Here is a 23,084-nt window from a genome sequence, read left to right as displayed (position 1 = left end):
GGCACGGTGTCGTCGCGCGCGACGGGGGGCAGCAGGGGTGCGTCGGCGGCGACGTTGACGGTCACGGCGCCGGTGGCGCGGGCGCCGTAGGTGTCCTGGACCTGGTAGTAGAAGGTGTAGGCGCCGTCGGCGTCGGGGGAGGTCAGCACGATGCGGTCGACGACGACCTCGGCGTCCAGGTCGTGGGTGTCCTCGATGCCGCCGGGGACCAGGCCGACCTGGTCGCCGTCGGGGTCGGTGTCGTTGGCCAGGGCCGCGACCGAGACCGTGCGCCCGGGCCGGACCGTGATCTCGTCGTCTACCGCCACCGGAGCCTGGTTGGTCTCGGCGGGCCGGGCGATGCCGACCTGGACCGTGCCGACGGCGGTGGCGCCGCGGGCGTCGAGCACGGAGTAGGTGAACGTGTCGTGCCCGGCGGCGTTCTTGGACGCCGCGTACTCGATCTGGCCGTCCACGACGCGGGCGGTGCCCTGGGCGGCGGGGGTCGCGATGCCGGTGACCTGGACGGAGTCGCCGTCGGGGTCGATCCCGTCGAGGGGGACCGCGATGCGCACGCTCGAGCCCGACAGGACGCGCGCGTCGATCTCGCGCGGTTGCGGGGGTGCGTTGTCCTCGCCGTCGCGGATGCGGATCGTGACCTGGGCGGAGTCCTCCTGCCCGTTGACGTCGCGGACCCGGTAGATCGCGTACGCGGTCCCGGCCTCGGGGCCGGCCTTGAACCGCAGCGTGTCCTCCGAGACGAACGCCTCCCCCAGCGCGGGGTCCACGTCCTGCTCGAGCTCGGGCTGCAAGAACAGCTCCAGCCCGTCGGGGTGGGTGTCGTTCTTCAGCACCGGGACCGTCACCACGTCCCCCGCGTGCACCGTGACCTCGTCCGCCGCCGCCTGCGGCGGCTGCAACCGCGTCGGCGCCGGCACCGGGATGACCCGCACCTGACCCGTCGCGGTCTCGGTCCCGTTGGAGGCCGTGTACTCCACCGTCACCGGACCGTTCAGGCCTCGGATCTCGGTCACCCGGAGCATCTGGTGCGCCAGGATCGCGACCGACACGCCGGCGTCGGCCGGGACGCGCACGGACTGGACGACGAGGACGCCGCCGGCGGGGTCGGTGTCGTTGGCCAGCACGTCGACCAGGGTCGACCCGCCCGCCGGGAGCAGCGCGGTGTCGGTCACCACGATCGGGGCGCCCTCGGCCTCCGACGGGGGCAGCACGTCCACGCGAACCAGACCCGTGGTCGCGTTCGGACCGTCCGTCACCTGGTACGTCAGGTCGTAGGAGCGCGGCTCCATCGACACGAACGTGAACGTGCCCGCGTCATAGTTCGGCGTGATCTCCGCCGGCGCGGACTCCGACACCGACGCCAGACGCAGCTCGTCGTCGTTCGGGTCGGAGTCGTTGCGCAACGGCTCGACCGTCACCGGCTGACCCGCCGGCACCACCACGTGGTCGTTCACCGCGACCGGCGGCTGCGGCCCGGGCACCACGTCGACCAGGAGCTTGCCCTCGAAGGACAGCTCGCCGTCGGAGACGAGCAGGGTCACGATCTTGCGGCCGGTGGAGCCGCCGCCGTCGCGGAACTCGACCGTGCCGTCGGGGCGCGAGCGCACGTCGTCACCGGCCACGGTCGCGGCCGCGGAGGCGAGGTAGAGGTCGTCGCCGTCGGGGTCCTGGAAGTACGGCAGCACCTTGATCGTGGCCCGACCGCCCTGCCCGACCCGCAGCACCGGGTCACCCTTCTGCTCCGGCGCCGCGTTCTCCCCCCACGGCGACACCTTCACCGTCACCCCGGCCTCGGCCACGCCCCCGCGCCCGTCGGCCACCGAGTACCGGAACGTGCCCGTGCCCTCGGCGTCCTCGGGCACCACGGCCTGCAACGCCGCACCGCCCATGATCGCCTGCACCGTCGCGTTGGCCGGGGAGTCCCCCACCAACGACGCCGTCATCACGTCCCCGTCCGGGTCCACGTCGTTGCCCAGCACCGGCAGGATCGTCGTACGCCCCGGACGCACCCCGAACGAGTCGTCCTTGGGCTGCGGCGGCTTGTTCGGCTGGGACCGGTCCGCGATGAACTGGTCCACCTGCTCCGGGTTCGTCAGCTCCGCGTCGGACTCCTCGCCCTCGGCCTCCTCCGGCATCTGGACGTCCCAGTCGTCGACCTTCTGGTACTCGTCCGCCGCCATCCACAACGTCCCCGCCGACAGGTCGTTCAGCACGATCACGTGCCGGTTCACCCGGTACTCCAGGCGGGTCTGGGGGTCCAGACCCTCGAGGCGCTCGTCGACGTCCCGTCCCGTCCCGTCGCAGTCGCGGATCACCTGGCCGGTCGAGGCCCACGCCCCGTACGTGCAGGTGCCGAGCTGGACGGGCGCCGCCGGCACGCCCTGCGCGGCACGGCGCTGCGCGTCACCACCCTTCAGCGGCTGCGCGACGAGGGCGTCCGTCGTCGCGACCGCGACGACGTCGGAGGACTGCGACGGCTGCTGCAGGCGGGCGTCACCACCACCCTCGATCGCCACGCTCTCCCCGCCCGGCAGGATCAGGTGCGACGCGGACCGGTCGAGCACCACGGGCTTGTCGCCCACCGCGGTCACCTCGACCTCGGCACCCTTGCTCACCGGGAGCGCGGTGGACGACGCCTCGCCGTCCGCCGTGCCCTTGGACGTCGTCGCGACCGTCCACAACGTCCCCGTCGAGGGGATCGCCGCGAACACCGTGCCGTCCTGCGACACGGTCAGCGCGCCCTCGCCGCCGACCTCGACCACGGGGTCGAGCTTCTCCGCGTCGAACGACGTCGCCCCGTCGAACGGCAGCACCCAGAGCAGCCCCTCCTCGCCGTCGAGGATCGCCGTCGTCGCGCCCCCGGTCACCACCTGCGCGCCCGGAGGGAGACGGAGTTGCCCGTCCAGCTTCAGGTGCGCCACGCTCACCGGCGACGCGGTGCTCGTCCCGGCGTCGTCCAGCAGCACCCGCCCCGCGTCCTGCTGCACGTCGAACGACGCGCTGCCCGCGTTCAACGTCCCGTCCAGCGCCTGCGACTCGTAGTTGAACCGACCCAGCAACCCGGCCGACGCCTTCGTCACCCACACGCCCGAGTCGTTCAGGTCCACGTCCGCCGTGGCCTCGCCCTCGTAGAACAGCGCCATCCCCACCAGCGCCGTCGAGAACACCGACACGGTGCTCACCGACGCGACGGTACGACGATGCTCGCGGATGCTCGAGAGAAGGCCCACCAATGCTCCCTAAGTTCCTGGTCGGGGCACACCGGACCGCGTCATCCTGTCGAGCCGGACGGCGAGAGAGGGGGAGACGCGCGTCTGTGCCCACAGAACGCCCCGTCGAGGGTAACCGAGCGGACCCGGCTCTCGACATGGGGAGGAGTCCCCACGTGGGTGGAATCTCCGGATGATCAGGGCAGAAGGGATGCTCGCGACATCGCGGCGCGGTCGAGGGTGAGCTCAGCAGCCGCATGGAGCCGGTCGGCCGGAGGTGCCGACGCCGTCCCGGGGGCGACGGCGGTCCGGTCGCGTCGCGCCTGCGCGTGGGCCGCGGCGCGACGCCGGCCCAGCTCGGTCAGCGCCGAGCCGACGACGACGAGCAGTCGGTCGGCGCCGCGCGGCTCCGCGGTGCGGGGGAGGGTGGGGGAGTACGCGCTCATGAGGGGTTCTCCTTGCCGTCGATCGTGGGGAAGACGTTGAAGTGGATCTGCACGGGCCGCGCGCCGGGCGTCTGCTCCTGGCCCTCGAACCGGTGCAGCGTCGCGTCGAGCGCGTCCCAGGCGTCCGCGACCTCGACCATCTGCTCGGCGGTGAGCCACATGCTGGCGGTGGTGAGGCGCGCGCCGTCGAGCCACCGCGTCGGCAGCTCGGAGGAACGCTCCAGGAACGCCTGGATCTTGCGGGCGCGGGCGTTCTCGAACTCTCGGCTCACCATCGCGCCGGCGAGCGTGGCCGCGGTGTCCTCGGCCTCGTCGTCGGGCATGCTCACGGTGAACCCGCCCGGCGGCCGCTCCCACCACCGCTCCCGGGCCGTCCCGCGGTCGGCGACCTCGCGGACGAAGCCGTGCCGGGCGAGCTGGCGCAGGTGGTAGCTCGTCGAGCCGCTGGACTCGCCGACGAGGTCGGCGAGACGGCTCGCCGTCAGGGCGCCGTGGGTGGAGAGCAGGTCGAGGATCTGCACCCGGAGCGGGTGCGCGAGCGCCTTGAGCTGGGCCGGACCGAGCGCAGGGTGGCGCTCGGCGCTCGAGCGTGGGGTGTCGCCGTCGGTGCTCATGCCACGAGACTAACGATCCAAAGACATCTTTGCAAGAGTTTCTTTGCAACAAAGTCTTTGGACTGAGGTGCGCCGTCTGTGGCGACCGCGCGAGGTGGGGGACGGGGTGCGAGCATCGACGCCATGACGCACGTCGTGGAGCGGGCACGTGGCGCGGCGGAGCGCGCGATCTTCCTCAAGGTCGCCGGTCCGGACGCGACCGCCACGAGGGCGCGCATCCACCAGACGCCGGGGCCGCGCTGGTTCGAGCGCGGGTCTCCGGTCCAACGGGTGCACGGGGACGCGTCGATGTTCGTCGGAGGGCTGCGGGCGTTGCTGCTCCAGAGCCTGCACCCGCTGGCGATGGCGGGCGTCGCCGCGCACTCGGGCTACCGGGGGGACCCGTGGGGTCGGCTCCAGCGCACGTCGACCTTCATCGCCGTCACGACCTTCGGCACGTCCGACGACGCGGAACGGGCGGTCGCGGCGGTCCGCGCGGTCCACGAGCGCGTCCGCGGCCGCGCGGCCGACGGGCGCCCGTACCGCGCGAGCGATCCGGAGCTGCTGCGCTGGGTCCACGTCGCCGAGACCCAGAGCTTTCTCGTCGCGCACCAGTCGTTCGGCCGGGACCCGCTCGACGCGCAGGGGTGCGACGAGTACGTCGCCCAGGCCGCCGTCGTCGGGCGCGCGCTGGGGGTCGTGGACGCGCCCCTGACCCGCCAGGAGCTGGACGTCGCGGTCGACGACTACCGGCCGGCGCTCTCGCTCACGCCGGCCGCGCTCGACGCCGCGCGGTTCCTGCTGACCGAGCCCCCGCTCCCGTGGCCCGTGCGTCCGGCGTACGCCGGGCTGGCCTTGGCGGCACGGGAGTCGCTGCCGTCGTGGGCTCGCGCCGGGATGCCGCGGGTGCGCGGCCTGCCGGTGCGGTGGGCGCGGCCTGCGGGAGCCGCGGTCACCCGCTTGATCCGGTGGGCGCTCCCCTCGCCGTGAACCCGCGTTCCCGCGCGGGCACTCGGGTGGTGGTCATGGAGTGTCGCGCCGCCTCCGGTACGCGTCGAGGTCGCCGTTGAGGCGACCCAGCAGCTCGGCGAGCAGCGCGCGGTCGAGCCGGGACCAGTCGCCCAGCACGTCGGCGTAGAGCTCGGTCCGTGCGACGCGGTGCGTGGCGAGCTCGTCGAGGCCCTCCGCCGTCGGCTCGACGACGACCGCGCGGCCGTCGTGGGGGTCGCGGGCGCGGCGGACGTGCCCGGCCCGTTCGAGCGCGACGACCTGGCGGGTGACCGTCGACGCATCGAGGCCGAGCCGCTCCGCGAGCGCGTTGACGTGGAGCGGACCGTGCGTCCCGAGCGTGTGGAGCAGGAGGTAGCCGGAGCGGTCGAGCGTCCCCCCACGCCGCGACGTGCCCGGGGTCCCCGAGGCGCGCGTGCGCTCGGCGCGGCGCAGGAGCTGCGCGACCTCCAGCTCGATCGCACCGAGCACGTCGTGCGCGACCGCGTCGTCGCGGGCGTTCGCGCCGTCGGGCGTCGGTCGGGGCGCTCGATCGTTTCCCTCGGCAACCGTCATAGGTGTATTCTACAGATACTTACCTGTCAGATACAGATAAATGCTGCCGCCGAGCCCGCTCCGGCCCGTGCGGCCCTCTCCCGCCGACCAGGAAGTACGAACGCAGTGGCCTCCACGCGCAACGAACCGAACCGCACCGCCATCTACGCGACCGCCCTCACGGCGTTCTTCGCGATCGCCGGCATCGCCGTCGTCGACCCGATCCTGCCCGTCATCGGCGAGGAGATCGGGGCCTCGACGTGGCAGATCGAGCTGCTCTTCACGGCGTACATCGCCGTCATGGCGCTCGGCATGATCCCCGCCGTCATGGCGACCGGGCGGTTCGGCTACAAGAAGATCCTCGCGACCGGCGTGAGCCTCGTCGCCGTCGCGGCGGTGCTCGCGGCCCTGAGCACGAGCATCGGTCAGCTCGCCGCGCTGCGCGGGCTGTGGGGCCTCGGCAACGCGATGTTCTTCGCGACCGCGATGGTCCTGCTCGTCTCGCTCGCGAACGACCGCGAGTGGGTCGTCGAGCTCTTCGAGACGTGCGTCGGTCTCGGCTTCGCCGTCGGGCCCCTGCTCGGCGGTCTGCTGGGCGGCATCTCGTGGCGCGTCCCGTTCTTCGTCTGCGGCGTGTTCATGCTCGTCGCGCTGCTCGTGTCCGTGACCCGCCTCAAGGACCCGGCCGAGAAGCCGGCGCCCCTGCGGCTCGGCCAGGTGTTCCGCCTCTTCCGCAAGCCCGGATTCCTCGCGCTCGCCGCGGTGACGGCCGCGTACAACTTCTGCTTCTTCATCGTGCTCGGGTACACGCCCGTCTTCCTCAGACTCGACGTCGTGCCGCTCGGCCTCGTCTTCACCGCCTGGGGCGTGGGGCTCGCGGTCGGGATCCTCGTCGTCGGGCACCGGCTGGCCCACCGCGTGGGCGCCGTCCAGACGCTCGGCGTCGCGATCGTGGGCGTCCTGGTCGCGCTGGTCCTGCTGGCGCTCGACCTCGGGACGGCGTGGTCCGTCGTCGTGCTCGTGGGTGCCGGCGTCTTCATGGGCATCGCGAACGCGAACCTCACCGACCTGTCGCTCGCGCTCGGCGACCCGGACCGGCGCGTGACGACCGGCGCGTTCAACCTCGTACGCTGGGGCTTCGCCGCTCCCGCGCCGGTCATCGCGGGCCTGCTGCACCCGGTCTCCGCGACGGCCCCGTTCTGGCTGGGGGCGGGGGTCCTCGTGCTCGGCGTCGTCGTCTTCGTGGCGTTCGGGCACCGCATGGCGGGCGAGCTCGGGGAGCGCGTGCTCTGGTCCCGGTGGAACCGCCGGGCGCGCGCCGTCGAGGGGACGCCCGAGGAGGCGCTCGGCGAGGTCTGAGCCACCGACGACGGCGACGCGGAGGTCCCGGGCCTGCGGCTCGGGGCCTCTCAGCCCTCCGGGGCGGTCGGGGTGTCGGTCGGGGTGTCCGTGGTGGACGCCTCCGCGACCTGGGTGAGCGCCTCGATCCCGACCGTGAGCGCGCGCAGGTCCGCGACGTCGAGCCGGTCGAGCAGGTCCGTGAGGGGCTCGTCCTCCTGGGCCGCGATCCGGCGCACGGCCGCGGCGCCGCGCGGCGTCGCGGCGACCAGCCGCACGCGACCGTCCTGCGGGTCGGGGCGGCGCGCGGCCATCCCCGCCGCCTCCAGCCGGTCCACGATGCCGGAGAGCGTCGCGGGGGAGATCCCGAGCACCTCGGCCAGTCGGTGCGAGCTCGTCTCGCCGTCGAGCTGGAGGACCGCGAGCGCGCGCAGCTGGGGGACCGTGAGGGTCGTCCGGAGCAAGGGCTCGAGGCGCTGCGCCAGGAGCAGGTCGGCGAGGCGGCGCTGCGCGTCCTCGAGGCGCCGCGCGAGCGCCGCGCGCTCGTCGTCGGCGGGGTGGGTCACGGCGCAGACTCTATCGGGGGGAGCGGGAACCATCCCGAGATGCTTCGCGTTACGCTAACGAAATCGCGACGCCGACGTCGTCTCCCACCCGACCTGGAACCCCTGGAGGCTCCGTGTCCCGTCTCGCCCGGCTGTCGCTGGCCAACCGCGCGCTCGTCGCGCTCGCCACGGTCGCGATCGCGATCTTCGGCGTCATCAGCATGGGGTCGCTCAAGCAGGAGCTCATCCCGAGCCTCCAGATCCCGACCGCCGCCGTCGTCGGCGTCTACCCGGGCTCCGCCCCGGCGATCGTCGAGCAGCAGGTGACCGTCCCCGTCGAGACGGCCGCGCGCGCCGTCAAGGGTGTCGAAGACGTCACGTCGACGTCGTCGACGGGCATGTCCGTGACGACCGTGCAGTTCGCGTACGGCACCGACATGGACGCCGCGGCCTCCCAGCTCCAGACCGCGATCACGCGGCTGCAGTCCCAGCTCCCCGAGGACGTCGAGCCGCAGGTCGTGACGGGCTCCGTCGACGACCTGCCCGTGATCCAGCTCGCCGTGTCCGGCGGCTCCGACGACGCGGCGCTCGCCGACACCGTCACGTCGAGCGTCGTCCCGGCGCTCGAGGACGTCGAGGGCGTGCGCAGCGTCGCGGTGAGCGGCATCGCCGACCAGCAGGTCACGATCGACCTCGACCCGGCCGCGCTCGCCGCCGCCGGGCTCAGCCCCGCGCAGGTCTCCACGATCCTCCAGGACAACGGCGTCGTGATCCCGGCGGGGACCGTGTCCGACGGCGACCGGACCCTCAGCGTCCAGGTCGGCACGGCCGTCACGACCGTCGACGACCTCGCCGCGCTGCCGCTCGTGTCCCCGACCGCCGCGCCCGGCACCGCGCCCGTGGCGCTCGGCGACGTCGCGAGCGTGACCGCGGGACCCGAGCCCGCGACGTCGTACTCGCGCCTCGACGGCGAGAACGCGCTCGCGGTGGCGATCACCAAGACGCCCGCGGGCAACACGGTCGAGGTGTCGCACGCCGTCCAGGACGCGGTCGACGACCTTTCCGGCGTGCTCGAGGCGCAGGACGTGCGCGTCGAGGTCGTGTTCGACCAGGCGCCGTTCATCGAGGAGTCCATCGAGGGCCTCGCGACCGAGGGGCTCCTCGGCCTCCTCTTCGCGGTCGTCGTGATCCTGCTGTTCCTCGCGTCGCTGCGCTCGACGCTCGTCTCGGCCGTGTCCATCCCGCTGTCGCTGTTCGTGACGTTCATCGTCATGAACGCCACGGGCTACACGCTGAACATCCTCACGCTCGGTGCCATGACGGTCGCGATCGGACGCGTGGTCGACGACTCGATCGTCGTCATCGAGAACATCAAGCGGCACCTGTCGTACGGCGAGGAGAAGGTGGGCGCCATCATCGGCGCCGTCAAGGAGGTCGCGGGCGCGATCACCGCGTCGACCGTCGCGACCGTCGCCGTCTTCCTGCCGATCGCCCTCGTGGGCGGCATGGTCGGCGAGCTCTTCCGGCCCTTCGCGCTCACCGTGGCGATCGCGATGCTCGCGTCGCTGTTCGTCGCGCTGACGATCGTCCCGGTCCTCGCCTACTGGTTCATCAAGTCCCCGCCGGTCCCCGCGGACCCCGAGGCCGCGCGCCTCGCGGGCGAGCGCGCCCGCGCCGCGGCGGAGGCCAAGGAGCGCCGTGGGCTGTGGCAGCGCGGGTACGTCCCGACGCTGCGCGCGGCGCTGCGCCACCCGGCGATCACGCTCGGCGTGTCCGTCGCGATCCTTGCCGGGACGCTCGCGCTCGTGCCGCGCCTGGAGACCAACTTCCTCGGCGACACGGGCCAGGACACGCTCACCGTCACCGAGTCGTTCGCGCCCGGCACGTCGCTCGAGGCGCAGGACGCGGCGGCGCGCGACGTCGAGCAGGCCCTCCTCGACGTCGACGGCGTCGCGACCGTGCAGACGACCGTCGGCACGGCGGGCGGGCCGGAGGCCGCGTTCTTCGGCGGCGGCGGGTCCCCGACGGCGACGTTCGCCGTCACGCTCGACCCGGACGCCGACGCCGTCGCGGCGGCCCAGGAGGACGTGCGCGACGCCGTCTCCGGGCTGGGCGGGGAGTCGAGCGAGGGCATCGAGGTCGCCGGCGCGGACGCCGCGTTCGGCAGCTCGACGGTCGACCTCGTCGTGCGCGCCCCCGACACCGACACCCTCGCGGCCGCGGCCGCGGACGTGCAGGAGCTCGCCGAGGACGCCGACGGCGCGGCGCAGGTCACCAACAACCTCGCCTCGGCGCAGTCCACGGTCCAGGTGACCGTCGACCGCGACGCCGCGGCCGCCGTCGGGCTCACCGAGACGCAGGTGGCCGGGACGGTCGCGGGGACGATGTCGCCCGCGCCGGTCGGCACCGTGAACCTCGGCGACGGCCCGGTCCAGGTCCGCGTCCTCGCGGGCGAGGCCCCGGCGACCGTCGCGGAGCTCGAGCAGGTCGTGCTGCCCACCGCGGCCGGTCCGGTCCCGCTCACGCAGGTCGCCGAGGTCGCCGAGGTCGAGGTCCCCACCTCGATCACGCGCGTCGACGGCGAGCGCAGCGCGACCATCTCCGTCACGCCCGCGGGCCAGGACCTCGGCGCGCTCACGACCGAGCTCACGACCGCGATCGACGGCCTCGAGCTCCAGGGCGGCGCGACGGTCGAGATCGGCGGCGTCGCGTCCGACCAGGCCGACGCGTTCGCCGACCTCGGGCTCGCGCTGCTCGTCGCGATCCTCATCGTCTACCTCGTCATGGTCGCGACGTTCCGCAGCCTCCTGCAGCCGTTCATCCTGCTCGTGTCGATCCCGTTCGCCGCGACCGGCGCGCTGCTCCTGCTGCTCGCCACCGCGACGCCGCTCGGCGTGCCGGCCCTCATCGGCCTGCTCATGCTCGTCGGGATCGTGGTGTCGAACGCGATCGTGCTCATCGACCTCATCAACCAGTACCGCGAGCGCGGCCGGTCGCTCGACGACGCCGTCATGGAAGGGTCGCGCAAGCGTCTGCGCCCCATCGTCATGACGGCCGCGGCGACGATCTTCGCGCTCACCCCGATGGCGATCGGCATCACCGGCGGAGGGGCGTTCATCTCCCAGCCGCTCGCGCTCGTCGTCATCGGCGGTCTGCTCAGCTCGACGCTGCTCACGCTCGTCGTCGTGCCGGTGCTGTACACGCTCGCCGAGCGCCGCGGCGAGAAGCGCGCGGCGAAGCGGGCCGCCAAGGAGGAGGCCGCGGCCCAGGCCGAGGCCGAGAAGGCTGCCGCCGAGGAGGCGACGGCGAGCGCCTGAGCCACCCGACCGGCCGGCCCGCCGGGAGCCGCCGACCAGGCGGTCCCGGCGGGCCGAGCAGGTGGTCCTGGCGCGTCACGACGTCCGGACGCGCCGGAACCACCTGCTCGGCGCCGGGAAGGGCTCAGGAGGGGCGGGCGACGCCCGTCTCGTAGGCGAGGACGACGGCCTGGACGCGGTCGCGGAGGCCGAGCTTGCCGAGGACGCGGCCGACGTGGGTCTTGACGGTCGCCTCGGACAGGACGAAGCGCTCGGCGATCTCGGCGTTCGTCAGCCCCTCGCCGAGGGCCTCGAAGACCTCGAGCTCACGTGCCGTGAGCTCGGCGAGCCGCGGGTCGTGCAGGCCGGTCTGGCTCGGGGCGGGGGCGACGGTGCCGTCCTGGGGGAGCTGCCCGGAGAACATCTCGAGCATGCGGCGTGTGATCCGCGGGGAGACGGCGGCGTCGCCGCTCGCGACGGCGCGGATCGCCCCGACGAGCTCGCCCGGCTTGGCGTCCTTGAGCAGGAACCCGCTCGCACCGGCGCGCAGCGCCGCGAACGCGTACTCGTCGAGGTCGAACGTGGTGAGGATGATGACGCGCGACTCCGGCTGCGCGGCGACGATGCGCTCGGTCGCCTCGATGCCGTTGGTCCCGGGCATGCGGACGTCCATGAGCACGACGTCGGGCCGCAGCGCGGCGGCCTGCGCGATCCCGGTCTCGCCGTCGCCGGCCTCGCCGACGACCTCGATGTCGTCCTCGGCGGCGAGGATCATGCGGAAGCCCATGCGCAGCAGGGCCTGGTCGTCGACGAGCAGCACCCGGGTCGGTGCGCCGCTGTCCGTCATGAGCGTTCCCGTCCGTCGTCGCGTCCGCCGGTCTCCCGGCCGGGGTCGAGGTCGAGGCGCAGGCTCGCCCGCACCTCCCAGCCGGTGCCGCTCGGCCCCGCCGACACCGTACCGCCGTAGACGGCCGCCCTCTCGCGCATCCCGATGATGCCGCGGCCCGTCCCGACCGGGACGCCGGGCGGGTGCTGCTCCGCGACCGACGGCGGCAGGCCGCGCTCGTCGGCGCTCGCTCCCTCGCCCGGGCGGCGCCCGGCCTGGTTGACGACCCGTAGCTCGAGCCAGTCCGCGCCGGGCTCGGCGCGGCGCGAGACCTCGACGAGGACCATGGGGGACAGGGGCGCGTAGCGCAGCACGTTCGTCAGGGACTCCTGGACGATGCGGTGCGCGGTCTGGCGCAGCGCCGGCCCGGGCGTCGGCTGCGGGCCCGAGCGCACGAGGCGCACGGGCAGGCCCGCGGTGCGGAAGCGCTCGACGATCTCCTCGAGCTCGGGCGTCTCGTGCGCGGGCGCGAGCGGCACGGTCTGCTCGCCGCCGGGCTCGCGCAGGACGCCGAGCACGCGGCGCATGTCGGCGAGGGCGGCGCGCCCGGTCGCGGTGAGCTCGTCGAGGGCGTGGCCCGCGAGCTCGGGGTTCTTGGCGCCCGACGCCTTGGCACCGTCCGCGAGGGCGACCATGACCGTGAGGGAGTGCGCGACGACGTCGTGCATCTCGCGCGCGATGCGCGTGCGCTCGGCGGCGGCGGCGAGCTGTGCCTGCTGGTCGCGGTCGCGCGCGATGGAGTTGGCCCGCTCGACGAGGTCGGACACGTGCTGCCGGCGGGCGCGCACGTTCGTGCCGATCGCGAGGGCGATCAGGCACAGGACGGTCGTGACGAGGATGCCGACGATGCGGTCGACGGTCGCGCGGCCGGGCTCGACGCTCTGGCGCAGGACCTCGCCGTCCGCGGTGGTGATGACGTCGTACCAGAGGAGGGTCGCGGCGGACAGGGCCAGGACGACGATGGCGAGGACCGGCCACGCGATGCGGGACGGCCGCGAGGCCGCGACGGCGTACACCGCGAACATGGCCGCGACCTCGAACCCGGCGGTGTCGCCGGTGACCGCGATCGCCAGGACGCCGAGGGCGGTGAGCCCGAGCGCGACGGTGACGGGTCGCCGGCGGCGCCAGTACAGGAGCGCCCCGCCGAGGAGGAAGAACACGAGCGACCACGGCGAGGAGCCGTGGGGCTGCTCCGCGAAGAGCGAGTAGAGGACTCCCGGCACGACGAAGATCGCGACGATGACCCAGTCCATGACGACGGGGTGTCGGGCGAAGTACCGACGCACCGGGCCGAGGCGCCGGGCGTCGAGCTCGGTGAACGGCTCGGGCGCGGGCCGCATCGGCAGGGGCGCGGGCGCGCCCGGAGCGGCGGCTCCCGGGCGCGCCACGGCCGACGCCGGACGAGCGGGCTGCTCGTCCGGCGTCGGCGGGGTGGTGGGCCGGGAGGTCACGCGTCCCGGCGCTTGAGCACGATCGCCGCGGCGGCGGTGAGCGCCGCGGTCCAGCCGGCGAGCACCGCGAAGCCGGGCCACGGGCCGATCGCGTCGGGGGACGACATCCCGCCGCCGAGCACGACCTGCTCGCCTGCCGACGCGGGCAGCGAGTTCATGAGCGTCTGGACCCAGTCCGCCCCCGTGACACCCATGACGATGTTGAGGACCATCGACAGGACGAAGAACACGGCGACGAGGGTGAAGATCGCACCGGCAGAGCTGCGGAGCAGGACGCCGACCGCGACGGAGAACAGCGCGACGGCCGTGAGGTACAGCACCACGCCGATCAGGGCGCGCTGGTCGTCGGCGGACGAGAAGTCGACCGTCATGCCCTTGCCCGAGAGGATCGGGTAGGTCACGAGGTAGGACAGCCCGACGGCGACGACGGTCGAGACGGCCGTCACGACGCCGACGACGATCATCTTGGCCGCGAGCGCGGGCGTGCGGCGCGGGACGGCGGAGAGCGTGGAGCGGATCATGCCGGTCGAGTACTCACCGGTGACGGTGAGCGCGCCGAGCACCGCGACGGCGAGCTGCGCGAACGAGTAGCCGACCGTGATGACCATGACGCCGACGCCGTCGGACGCTCCCATCCCGGCCTCCTCGGCCGAGACGCCCGCCGAGTCCATCGAGGACACGACGGCCGCGAACATGAGGGAGAAGCCCACCATGACCGCGATGGTGATGCCGAGCGTCCACCACGTGGAGCGCAGCGAGCGGAACTTGATCCACTCCGAGCGGAGCACGTGGCCGAAGGTGAGGCGGTAGGGGGAGGTGCGGGACGCCGTCGGGCTGGTGGCGCCCGGGGCGAGGGTCGTGGCGCTCATCGCTGCGCTCCTTCGAGGGAGTCGGTGGGGGCCGGCGCACCGGCGGGCGCACCCGCCGCGCCGTGGCCGATGTGGATCTGCGCGGACTCGGTCTGGTACTCGACGGAGTCGGCCGTGAGGGCCATGTAGGCGTCCTCGAGCGTCGACGTGACGGGCGTGAGCTCGTGCAGGACGAAGCCCTTCGCGGCGGCGAGCTCGCCGATCCCGGGCGCGTCCGCGCCGGTGACCACGAGCAGGCTCGGCTCGTCGCTCGTGACGGTCGCGCCGTCGCTCGTGAGGATCTCGGCGAGCTGCGTCGCGTGCGGCGTGCGGACGCGGACCGTGCGCTGCTGGGAGCCGTTGACGATGTCGCTCACCGGGGCGTCCGCGATGATGCGGCCCTTGCCGATGACGATGATGTGGTCGGCGGTGAGGGCGACCTCGCTCATGAGGTGGCTCGAGAGGAAGACCGTGCGGCCCTCGGACGCGAGGTAGCGGGCGAGGTTGCGCACCCAGAGGACGCCCTCGGGGTCGAGGCCGTTGACCGGCTCGTCGAGGATGAGCGTCCTGGGGTCGCCCAGCAGCGCGGACGCGATGCCCAGGCGCTGGCCCATGCCGAGCGAGAAGCCGCCGACGCGCTTCTTCGCGACCGACTGGAGGCCGGTCATCTCGATGACCTCGTCGACGCGCTTGGTCGGGATGCCGTGCGTCGTGGCCATCGCGAGGAGGTGGTTGTAGGCGGTGCGCCCGGTGTGGACGGCCTTCGCGTCGAGCAGCGCGCCCACCTCGGTGAGGGGGGAGCGGTGCTGCGCGTACGGGCGCCCGTTGACGGTGACGGTCCCCGCGGTCGGGCGGTCCAGACCCATGATCATGCGCATGGTCGTGGACTTGCCGGCGCCGTTGGGGCCGAGGAAGCCGGTGACGGTCCCGGGACGCACGGTGAACGAGATGCCGTCCACCGCGGTCTTGGGCCCGTACCGCTTGGTCAGGCCGCGTGCTTCGATCATGACTTCGCCCCTCCGAGGGTCGTTCGTCCGGGATGGTTCTGGTGCTCGCGGGCGGGGGTCGCGCCGGTCTGGCCGGGGCCCTCTCCGCGAGGTACGTCTCGAGCCTAGGGACGTGCACGACGTCGGACAGCCCCCGTGCGACGTATCTTGCCCGGGGCATGGGCCGGGCGACGTACACCGCGCGGCGTACGTGGCGCGTCGTCGGGTGGTCCGCTGGTCGGGACTTCGCCCCCGAGAGGCGAAAAACCGGCGGGAACAGTGGCCACGGCTCGCACGTTCCCTAGGATGAACACAGGCCAGCGACACCCGACTCGAGGCGAGACGCCGATGACGAGGCCCGCTGAGAGGTAGTGGACGCCGCGACCAGGAGGAGCTCATGAGCAACCCCGTCTTCAACAACAGCGCGGTCTTCGGTGATCCGAAGAACCAGCGCGGTGGGGCGGCCACGCAGGCCGGCCCCGCCTACGGGAGCCCGCCGCCGCAGGGGCAGGGCCCCGCGTACGGCACGCCGCCCCAGCAGGGCGCGCAGTGGGGTGCGTACGGCGCACAGACCGCCGACGCCGCGTCGCTCGACGCGATGTACAACGCACCGTCGGCGACGACCGCGGACACCAAGCGCCTGACCTACGACGACGTCATCATGAAGACGGGCGGCCTGCTCGCCCTGCTCGTGGTCGTCGGTGCGGGATCGTGGATGGTCGCGCCGCAGATGCCGACCGTCTGGATCATCGGCGCGGTCGTCGGCCTCGTGCTCGGCCTGGTGAACTCGTTCAAGCGCAACCCGAGCCCGGCGCTCATCGTGCTGTACACCGTGGCGCAGGGTCTGTTCCTCGGCGGCATCAGCCGCGTCTACGAGACGGCGTGGAACGGTGTCGTGCCGTCGGCCGTCGTGGCCACGGTCGCGACGTTCGCTGCCGCGCTCTTCCTGTTCAAGTCCGGCCGCGTGCGCGTCACGCCGAAGTTCATGCGCTGGCTGCTCATCGCGATGGTCGGCTACCTGGTCTTCTCGCTGGTGAACGTCGTCCTCGTCATGACCGGCGTCCTGGGCGGCTGGGGCCTGTACAGCGGTTGGGGCATCATCGCCAGCCTCATCGGGGTCGGCCTGGCCGCCGCGTCGCTCATCGTCGACTTCGACTCGATCAAGCGCGGCGTCGAGGGCGGCGTGCCCGCCAAGTTCGCGTGGTCCGCGGCGTTCGGTCTGCTCGTCACGCTGATCTGGCTCTACCTCGAGTTCCTGCGCCTCTTCGCGATCCTGCAGAGCAGCGACTGACGGTGGCGCGCAGCACCCGTGAACCGGCACCCGCGGCGGACCTTCCGCCGCGGGTGCCGGTCTTTCTCGCCGGTCTGGTCGTCGCCGCGGCGGCGATGCTCGGCGTCCAGGTCCTCTACATGGTCGTCTCGGGCGCGCCGCCCGCGTGGCTCGCGTTCGCGGCGCTCCTCATCCTGCTCAGCGTGCCGACCGCGGGCGCCGCGGTGGCCTGGCTCGGCACCCGGATCACGCGCGACGCGTCCGAGCGCCGGGCTGCGCTGGTCTTCGCCGCGCTCGGCCTCGTCGCGGGTGCGCTGTGGGGGTCGCTGCTCGCCGGCGGCCTCGCGCGGCAGCTCGCCGACGCCGGTGCGAGCGGCGGGGGAGCGCTGATCGCGGGCGCGGCCGCCGTCGTCGGTGTCACCGCGGCGGTCGGTGCGGGGCTCGGTCGGCTCGCCGCGCGCGAGGCCTCCGACCGCCCGCTCCTCGTCGTCGTGCTCGGCGTCGTCGTGGTCCTCGTCGCGCTCCGGGGCCTCTTCGGCTGACCGCCCCACCCCGCCAATCCCGTGAGTGCATGAAATAGTCGCGGCGGAGACCTCCGGCCGCGACTGTTTCATGCACTCAGCGGGTGGGGTCAGGCCGGGAGGCGGCCCGTCGTCGAGGCGAAGCCGAGCCACGTGTGGCGGTTGCCCGCCCAGCACCAGCCGACCTTCGGGGCGCCGCGGCGCTCGCGACCGTCGCGGCCCGTGCCGTTCGAGATCCACAGCGCCGGGGTGCGGGCGTCGAGACGGCCGTCGGGCTTGCGCAGGCGCGACCCGATGGTCATGTAGCAGAGGTTGCGCGTGAGGACGTTCGGCGCCTGGAGCGCCCAGTGGATGCCCTCGTGCAGCAGCATCGGCGTCCGGTCCCGGGCGGTGAGCTCGGGCAGCGCCTCGTCCGGCGACCAGTTCGCCAGGTCGTCGCCACGGTCCGGGCCCGCGACGACGTAGAGCGGTCCGTCGGGCACCTCGACGCCCTCGATCGGCGCGAAGCGGTCGACGTCCGTCATGTCGACGACGACGAAGCCCTCCTTCTCGCCGTCGCGCGCCGGGAGCCGCAGCAGGGGAGCGAGGGCCGACGGCGGCGCGAGCCGGGGGTCGACGACGAGCAGCGACCCGGCGGGTGCTGTGGCCGCGAGCCCGGTCGCGGCGGCACGGAGCGCGTCGGGCGCCAGGCCGGCGAGCTCGTGGACGCCGAGCGCGACGAGGCGCTCGGCCTGGGCGGAGACGTCGGGCAGGTCGGGGACGGTCGTCGCGGGGGCGGTCGGGTGCGGGGCGGCGGTGGTCGTCTCGGGCACGGGTCACCTCTCGGTCGGGGCGGTCGCGGGACTCAACGTTCTACACCGTACGGAAATTCCCGCCGTCGCCTCGCGGGGCCGCGGACGACGCACGCGCACCGCGCGGATCGGGGATGATCGGGGCATGAGATACGCAGAGCACGTCTCGGAGCTCGTCGGCGGTACCCCGCTCGTCCGGCTGTCCCGTGTCACCGAAGGCCTCAGCGCGACGATCCTCGCCAAGGTCGAGTACGTGAACCCCGGCGGCTCGGTGAAGGACCGCATCGCGCTGAAGATGGTCGAGGCCGCGGAGGCGTCAGGAGAGCTGGCGCCGGGCGGCACGATCGTCGAGCCCACGTCCGGCAACACCGGCGTCGGCCTCGCGCTCGTCGCGCAGCGCAAGGGGTACGACTGCGTGTTCGTCTGCCCGGACAAGGTGAGCCAGGACAAGCGCGACGTGCTGCGCGCGTACGGCGCGCGCGTCGTCGTGACGCCGACCGCCGTCGCGCCGGACCACCCGGACTCCTACTACTCGGTGTCGGACCGCCTCGTCCGCGAGATCCCCGGAGCGTGGAAGCCCAACCAGTACGCCAACCCGAACGGCCCGGCGTCGCACTACGAGTCCACCGGGCCGGAGGTCTGGGACGACACCGACGGGCGCGTGACGCACTTCGTCGCCGGCGTCGGGACGGGCGGCACGATCACCGGTACCGGCCGCTACCTCAAGGAGGTCTCGGCGGACCGCCCCGCGTCGGACGGCGGGCGCGTGCGCGTCGTCGGTGCCGACCCGGCGGGCTCGGTGTACTCCGGGGGCGACGGGCGCCCGTACCTCGTCGAGGGCGTGGGCGAGGACTTCTGGCCCGCCGCGTACGACCCCTCGGTCCCCGACGAGGTCATCGCCGTGTCGGACACGGACTCGTTCGCGATGACGCGGCGCCTCGCGCGCGAGGAGGGCCTGCTCGTCGGCGGGTCGTGCGGCATGGCGGTCGAGGCGACGCTGCGGCTCGCGCGCCGGCTCGAGGAGGAGGACCCGCAGGCCGCGGCCCGGGCCGTGATCGTGGTCCTGCTGCCCGACAGCGGGCGCGGCTACCTGTCGAAGATCTTCAACGACGCCTGGATGCGGTCGTACGGGTTCCTGCCCGACGAGGAGGGCGTCACCGCGGGCGACGTGCTGCGCGCCAAGGACGGTCGCCTGCCCGACCTCGTGCACACGCACCCGAGCGAGACCGTGCGCGACGCGATCGAGATCCTGCGCGAGTACGGCGTCTCCCAGATGCCCGTCGTCGGCGCGGAGCCGCCGGTGAAGAGCGGCGAGGTGGCGGGGTCGGTGAGCGAGCGCGCGCTGCTCGACGCCGTGTTCTCCGGCCGCGCGTCCCTCGCCGACCGGGTGGACCAGCACATGGAGCCCCGCTTCCCGCTCATCGGCGCGGGCGAGGGCGTCGAGGCGGTGCGCGCCGCGCTGCACGACGCCGACGCGCTGCTCGTCGTCGAGGACGGCGACCCGGTCGGCGTCCTCACGCGGCACGACCTCCTGGGGTTCGTCGCCGCGCGGTGAGCGGCGACCGCGGGACGGGCGTCGGTCGAGCGCCGGCGTCCATCTCGCTCGCCACGTAGCGGGCGCGGTGCCACCCGAGGTGCGGTGCCGACACGGGCTCCCCGTCGTCGAACGACGCGATCAGCAGGTGCGGGGTGGTGAGCTCGACCGACGCCTCGACCACGTCCTGCCAGGCGTCGTCGAACGGCGGCTCCACCGGGTGCCACTCCACGCGCAAGGGGACCGCGCCGGTGTGGAGCCCGGTCGTCATCGCGAGCGCGTCGGCGGGCCCGTGCTCGAGCAGGCCGTTCTCCCGGCCCTCCCTGCTGAGCTCGGGCCAGTCGCCGTCCTCCTCCCGGAGGTGGACGAACCCGTAGTGGACGTCGATGTCGCACGCGAAGAGCTCGATCACCGGCGCATCGTCGCGGGTGGCGGCCGCGTGGTCAAGACGCTGGAGCGCCGCCCTCCAGCCGTTCGCCCCGCGGCGCGCCCAGCGCGGCCAGTCCTGCGAGGACGGCCGCCACGTGGGTCTCGAAGCTGCGGTCGAGGTCGTCCGGGAGCCGGTAGCCGCCGCCGAGCTCGAGCGCGACGAAGCCGTGCAGGCTCGCGCGCACGGACCGGATCGCGTCGATCGTGCGGTCCTCGGGGAGGTCGAAGCCGCGCAGCACCGCGGCGACGACCTGGACGCTGCGGCTCGCCGCCGCGGAGAGCGTGGCGTCGGCGGGGTCGTCGGGGTCGGGCGCCACCTGGACGGCCGCGTACCGCCCGGGGTGTGCGCGCGCGTAGCGCCGGGTCGCGTGCGCGAGGGCGGCGACGGCGTCGGGTCCGGCGAGCCCGACCGTCGCGTCGGTGAGGGCCCGCGTGTAGTCCTCGACCGACACGACCGCGACCTCGCGCCGCAGGGCCGCGAGCGACCCGACGTGCTTGTACAGGCTCGGCGTCGCGACGCCCGCCTGTGCGGCGACCTTCGCGAGCGTGAGGTCGGCGAAGCCGGTCGGCCCGCCTGCGTCGACGAGGTCGACGGCGATCCGCACGACGGCGGCGTGCGAGAGCCCCGCCCTAGCCACGGGTGCCCTCCGACCCCGCGCGGCGCGCGCGGGCCGGGCGCGCCGCGTCGTCCGGCAGGTCGGCGAGGAACGCGAGCGTCGCGGCCACGACCTCCTCCGGCGCCTGGAGCTGGGGGTAGTGGCCCACCTCGGGCAGCACGAGGGTCGTCGCGCCGAGCGACTCCTGCGCCCACGCGGCCTCGGCCGCGGGGTCGGCGTAGTCGGGGTCGAGCGCGCCGAAGACCGCGAGCGCGGGCGCCTCGACGTGCGCGACGCGCGGCTCGACGACGCGGTGGTCGAGCTGGAGGGTGAGGTCCCGGAAGGAGCGCAGGCGCGCCGGCTCGGAGAGCTTGGCGCGGATCGCGGCCTGGTGCGCGGCGAGGCGCGCGGGCGTGCGGCCCTTGTTCAGCGAGCCGTAGAACGAGGACCAGAACGCGGCGCCCCAGGGCCGGGCGAGCGCGAGGCGGTACAGCACGCGCATCGCACGGAGCTTCGCGGGCGACGACGGCTCGCGGAGGAACCCGTCGAGGAGGACGAGCCCGCGCACGAGGTCGGGACGCTCGGCCGCGGCGATCACGGCGGCCGACGCCGCCATGGAGCTCCCGAGCAGGACGGCGGGGCCCGCGTCCAGGTGCTCGACGAGCGCGACGTAGTCGGACGCCGTCGCCTCGTCGCCGTGGGTCGAGAACGTGGTGTCGCTGTCGCCGTGGCCGCGCAGGTCCACGACGACCACGCGGTAGCCGGCGGCCACGAGGTGCGGGGCGACGTCGTCGTAGGTCGAGCGCAGGTCGCCCATGCCGGGCGAGGCGACGAGGAGGGGGCCGGTGCCCTCGTCGGTGTAGGCGAGGCGCCCCTCGGCCCGGGCGAGGTGGTGCACGGTGGACTGCTGGCTCGTGTTCATAGCCACGAGGCTAATGCAATTAGCCACAGCGCGCAAGAGGTCGGGTGCAGGACGCCCCGGCCGGCCCGGAGCGACCCGCGTAGGGTAGGGAGACCCGCGTCCGCGCGGGCATTCCTGCACCCGACGAGAGGCAACCTCGTGACCGACCAGCCCACCCTTCCGACCGCATCCGGATCCTTCGGCGACAAGCCGACGCTCACCTTCCCGGAGACGGACGCGCCCAGCGGCCTCCAGGTCGTCGTGCTCAGCGAGGGCGACGGCCCGGCCGTCACGTCGGGGCGCAACATCGTCGTGCACTACCTCGGGCAGACGTGGGGCGGCCACGTGTTCGACAACTCCTACGACCGCGGCGACACCATCGCCTTCCCCATCGGCGTCGGCGCCGTGATCGGCGGCTGGGACAAGGGCCTCGTCGGCCAGAACGTCGGCTCGCGCGTGCTGCTCTCGATCCCGCCGGAGCACGGCTACGGCCAGCGCGGCGTGCCGCAGGCCGGCATCGCGGGCACGGACACGCTCGTCTTCGTCGTGGACGTCGTCGACGTCCAGTGACACTCCCCGCTGAGTGCTGGGTAGCCGTCGCCGCCGAGCCGTCCTGACGACGAGCACCCAGCGCTCAGCGGCGCGTGGAGCGGGTGACGGTGAACCGCGGGCCGCGCGCGACCTGGGTCGTCGGCCCGACCGCCCGCTCCAGCGCCGGCCGGTAGCGCAGGTGCGAGTTCCACACGCACCACAGCTCCCCGCCCGGGCGCAGGACCCGCCCCGCCGTCGCGAACATGCGGTGCGCCGCGTCGGTGCGCAGGGCTGCGCCGTCGTGGAACGGCGGGTTGAGCAGCACGACGTCGGCGCTCGCGTCGGCCAGCGTCGCGCCCGCGTCGTCGCGCACGGTGCGCACGCGGTCGCCCACCTCGTTCTCCCGTGCCGTGAGCGCCGCCGACCGCACCGCCGCGTCGGAGCGGTCCGTCGCGACGACCTTCGCCTCCGGCCAGCGCCGGGCCGCCCACGTGGCGAGCAGGCCCGTCCCGCAACCGAGGTCGACGACGTCGAGCGGGCCCGCGCCCGACCCGCCGGGCGCCGGCCCGTCCGGGCCCGCGGCGCCGAGCTGCTCGAGCAGGAACCGCGTCCCGAGGTCCAGACCCGCCCCCGCGAAGGCCGCCCCGAACGCCGCGACCCGCAGCCCGACGTCGGGCAGGTCGGCCGTCACGGGGTAGGTGAACCCGCCGCGTGCGGGGCGCGGCGACGACGCGACGAGCACGCGCGACTTGCCGCGCGCGAGGCTCGCGCGCACGTCGGCGAACGACTCGCCGAGGACGTCGTTCATGGCACGCGTCATGTGCTTGACGCGCCCGCCTGCCAGCAGCACGACGCCCGGGTCGGCCTCGCGCGCGACGTGCTCCGCGACGTCGCGCAGCGCCGCGAGGCTGCGGGGCAGGCGGAGCAGCACAGCACGCGTCCCGGCGAGCAGCCCCGTCCCCAGACCGTGGCGCGCGTACGCGCCGGCCAGCCCGAGCGCCGCCGCGTTCGCGTCGAGCGCGGCCTCCGCGGTGCACGCGTCCTGGTGGACGCGCACCCTCGCAGCAGGACTGTCTCCCGATGCCGGCCCGTCCTCGGTCGACGCCGTGGCGGTGAGCAGCGCGGCGCCGAGCGTGAGAGCCCCGTACCGGTCGTCGACGACCGCCACGGCCTCCGGCCCGGTACCCGCGAGCCTCGGTGCCGCCTCGTCGAGCAGGAGGTCGAGCAGCAGCCGGTCGACGGGGTCCACGGCGACCGGGGCGTCCTCGCGGTCCGGGCCGGTGTGGTCGGTGCGCAGGCGCGCGAGCAGCGCGGCGAGGTCGGGCGGGGAGGTCGTCACCGGTCCAGTCTCCCCGACGGCACGCCGCTCCC

The 23,084-nt window shown here is 74.0% G+C and carries 21 protein-coding genes; 7 read left to right on the top strand and 14 right to left on the bottom strand.

What is annotated here, in order from left to right:
• The 3 genes from A0J59_RS04055 to A0J59_RS04045 form a co-directional block, all read right to left on the bottom strand.
• Window positions 1–3,182 (bottom strand): Ig-like domain-containing protein (locus A0J59_RS04055; protein WP_255364969.1); only part of this gene is annotated, 3,182 nt, incomplete at its 3' end.
• A 224-nt stretch (window positions 3,183–3,406) separates the two neighbouring features.
• On the bottom strand, window positions 3,407–3,655 hold the full coding sequence (locus A0J59_RS04050; RefSeq protein ID WP_053370107.1) for a hypothetical protein: 249 nt from the start codon (window positions 3,653–3,655) through the stop codon (window positions 3,407–3,409).
• A complete protein-coding gene (locus A0J59_RS04045) occupies window positions 3,652–4,269 on the bottom strand; it encodes a transcriptional regulator (protein ID WP_064315295.1) in 618 nt (205 codons plus the stop codon). The genes A0J59_RS04050 and A0J59_RS04045 overlap by 4 nt, the downstream gene beginning before the upstream one ends.
• Before the next feature lie 123 nt (window positions 4,270–4,392).
• Here A0J59_RS04045 and A0J59_RS04040 point away from each other — a divergent pair, with 123 nt between their 5' ends.
• On the top strand, window positions 4,393–5,238 hold the full coding sequence (locus tag A0J59_RS04040; protein WP_064315294.1) for an oxygenase MpaB family protein: 846 nt from the start codon (window positions 4,393–4,395) through the stop codon (window positions 5,236–5,238).
• Window positions 5,239–5,271: 33 nt separating this feature from the next.
• On the opposite strand, the gene A0J59_RS04035 is transcribed toward A0J59_RS04040, so the two are convergent.
• The gene (locus tag A0J59_RS04035; protein WP_082918722.1) at window positions 5,272–5,811 is read right to left on the bottom strand and encodes a MarR family winged helix-turn-helix transcriptional regulator; all 540 of its coding nucleotides are present in this window, start codon (window positions 5,809–5,811) and stop codon (window positions 5,272–5,274) included.
• A gap of 105 nt (window positions 5,812–5,916) precedes the next feature.
• Here A0J59_RS04035 and A0J59_RS04030 point away from each other — a divergent pair, with 105 nt between their 5' ends.
• Complete coding sequence (locus A0J59_RS04030; RefSeq protein ID WP_064315293.1) at window positions 5,917–7,149, top strand: MFS transporter; 1,233 nt, start codon at window positions 5,917–5,919, stop codon at window positions 7,147–7,149.
• A gap of 50 nt (window positions 7,150–7,199) precedes the next feature.
• On the opposite strand, the gene A0J59_RS04025 is transcribed toward A0J59_RS04030, so the two are convergent.
• Window positions 7,200–7,694 carry a MarR family winged helix-turn-helix transcriptional regulator gene (locus A0J59_RS04025; RefSeq protein ID WP_047232042.1) on the bottom strand — a complete coding sequence of 165 codons (495 nt, stop codon included), beginning with the start codon at window positions 7,692–7,694 and terminating at the stop codon, window positions 7,200–7,202.
• A 113-nt stretch (window positions 7,695–7,807) separates the two neighbouring features.
• Between A0J59_RS04025 and A0J59_RS04020 the strand changes: the two genes are divergently transcribed.
• The gene (locus A0J59_RS04020; protein WP_064315291.1) at window positions 7,808–10,990 is read left to right on the top strand and encodes an efflux RND transporter permease subunit; all 3,183 of its coding nucleotides are present in this window, start codon (window positions 7,808–7,810) and stop codon (window positions 10,988–10,990) included.
• A gap of 124 nt (window positions 10,991–11,114) precedes the next feature.
• Here A0J59_RS04020 and A0J59_RS04015 read toward each other — a convergent pair whose 3' ends face one another.
• Genes A0J59_RS04015 through A0J59_RS04000 form a run of 4 tightly spaced genes read right to left on the bottom strand, consistent with a single transcriptional unit; the run spans window position 11,115 to window position 15,161 of the window.
• Complete coding sequence (locus A0J59_RS04015; protein WP_047232044.1) at window positions 11,115–11,816, bottom strand: response regulator transcription factor; 702 nt, start codon at window positions 11,814–11,816, stop codon at window positions 11,115–11,117.
• Window positions 11,813–13,306 (bottom strand): histidine kinase, encoded by a 1,494-nt coding sequence (locus A0J59_RS04010; RefSeq protein WP_144425503.1) that lies wholly within the window; start codon window positions 13,304–13,306, stop codon window positions 11,813–11,815. The genes A0J59_RS04015 and A0J59_RS04010 overlap by 4 nt, the downstream gene beginning before the upstream one ends.
• Window positions 13,303–14,175 (bottom strand): ABC transporter permease subunit, encoded by an 873-nt coding sequence (locus A0J59_RS04005; protein WP_047232045.1) that lies wholly within the window; start codon window positions 14,173–14,175, stop codon window positions 13,303–13,305. The genes A0J59_RS04010 and A0J59_RS04005 overlap by 4 nt, the downstream gene beginning before the upstream one ends.
• On the bottom strand, window positions 14,172–15,161 hold the full coding sequence (locus tag A0J59_RS04000) for an ABC transporter ATP-binding protein (protein WP_047232046.1): 990 nt from the start codon (window positions 15,159–15,161) through the stop codon (window positions 14,172–14,174). Before A0J59_RS04000 ends, A0J59_RS04005 begins: the two co-directional genes overlap by 4 nt.
• A gap of 376 nt (window positions 15,162–15,537) precedes the next feature.
• Between A0J59_RS04000 and A0J59_RS03995 the strand changes: the two genes are divergently transcribed.
• Together A0J59_RS03995 and A0J59_RS03990 are read left to right on the top strand one after the other, a co-directional pair.
• On the top strand, window positions 15,538–16,431 hold the full coding sequence (locus A0J59_RS03995) for a Bax inhibitor-1/YccA family protein (protein WP_064315289.1): 894 nt from the start codon (window positions 15,538–15,540) through the stop codon (window positions 16,429–16,431).
• Window positions 16,432–16,484: 53 nt separating this feature from the next.
• A complete protein-coding gene (locus tag A0J59_RS03990) occupies window positions 16,485–16,952 on the top strand; it encodes a hypothetical protein (RefSeq protein WP_047232048.1) in 468 nt (155 codons plus the stop codon).
• 89 nt (window positions 16,953–17,041) lie between these two features.
• Here A0J59_RS03990 and A0J59_RS03985 read toward each other — a convergent pair whose 3' ends face one another.
• Window positions 17,042–17,743, bottom strand: coding sequence for a DUF5701 family protein (locus tag A0J59_RS03985; RefSeq protein ID WP_064315288.1), 702 nt, complete (start codon window positions 17,741–17,743; stop codon window positions 17,042–17,044).
• Between the two features lie 124 nt (window positions 17,744–17,867).
• Here A0J59_RS03985 and A0J59_RS03980 point away from each other — a divergent pair, with 124 nt between their 5' ends.
• Window positions 17,868–19,277, top strand: coding sequence for a cystathionine beta-synthase (locus A0J59_RS03980; RefSeq protein WP_064315287.1), 1,410 nt, complete (start codon window positions 17,868–17,870; stop codon window positions 19,275–19,277).
• On the opposite strand, the gene A0J59_RS03975 is transcribed toward A0J59_RS03980, so the two are convergent.
• Genes A0J59_RS03975 through A0J59_RS03965 form a run of 3 tightly spaced genes read right to left on the bottom strand, consistent with a single transcriptional unit; the run spans window position 19,237 to window position 21,203 of the window.
• Window positions 19,237–19,668: a hypothetical protein gene (locus A0J59_RS03975; protein WP_064315286.1), complete on the bottom strand. Its 432-nt coding sequence runs from the start codon at window positions 19,666–19,668 to the stop codon at window positions 19,237–19,239. The two genes, A0J59_RS03980 and A0J59_RS03975, sit on opposite strands and share 41 nt — an antisense overlap.
• Before the next feature lie 31 nt (window positions 19,669–19,699).
• On the bottom strand, window positions 19,700–20,323 hold the full coding sequence (locus tag A0J59_RS03970) for a TetR/AcrR family transcriptional regulator (protein ID WP_064315285.1): 624 nt from the start codon (window positions 20,321–20,323) through the stop codon (window positions 19,700–19,702).
• The gene (locus tag A0J59_RS03965) at window positions 20,316–21,203 is read right to left on the bottom strand and encodes an alpha/beta fold hydrolase (protein ID WP_064315284.1); all 888 of its coding nucleotides are present in this window, start codon (window positions 21,201–21,203) and stop codon (window positions 20,316–20,318) included. The genes A0J59_RS03970 and A0J59_RS03965 overlap by 8 nt, the downstream gene beginning before the upstream one ends.
• A 138-nt stretch (window positions 21,204–21,341) precedes the next feature.
• On the opposite strand from A0J59_RS03965, the gene A0J59_RS03960 reads away from it, so the two are divergent.
• Window positions 21,342–21,752 carry an FKBP-type peptidyl-prolyl cis-trans isomerase gene (locus tag A0J59_RS03960; RefSeq protein ID WP_047232052.1) on the top strand — a complete coding sequence of 137 codons (411 nt, stop codon included), beginning with the start codon at window positions 21,342–21,344 and terminating at the stop codon, window positions 21,750–21,752.
• A 64-nt stretch (window positions 21,753–21,816) separates the two neighbouring features.
• Here A0J59_RS03960 and A0J59_RS03955 read toward each other — a convergent pair whose 3' ends face one another.
• On the bottom strand, window positions 21,817–23,052 hold the full coding sequence (locus tag A0J59_RS03955) for a class I SAM-dependent methyltransferase (protein WP_053370096.1): 1,236 nt from the start codon (window positions 23,050–23,052) through the stop codon (window positions 21,817–21,819).
• Window positions 23,053–23,084 lie beyond the last annotated feature (32 nt).

The organism is Cellulosimicrobium sp. I38E, assembly GCF_001647255.1.
Taxonomy (GTDB): Bacteria; Actinomycetota; Actinomycetes; order Actinomycetales; family Cellulomonadaceae; genus Cellulosimicrobium; species Cellulosimicrobium cellulans_E.
The sequence above is the reverse complement of the archived record's forward strand: the minus strand, read 5'-3'. Positions and strand labels throughout refer to the sequence as shown.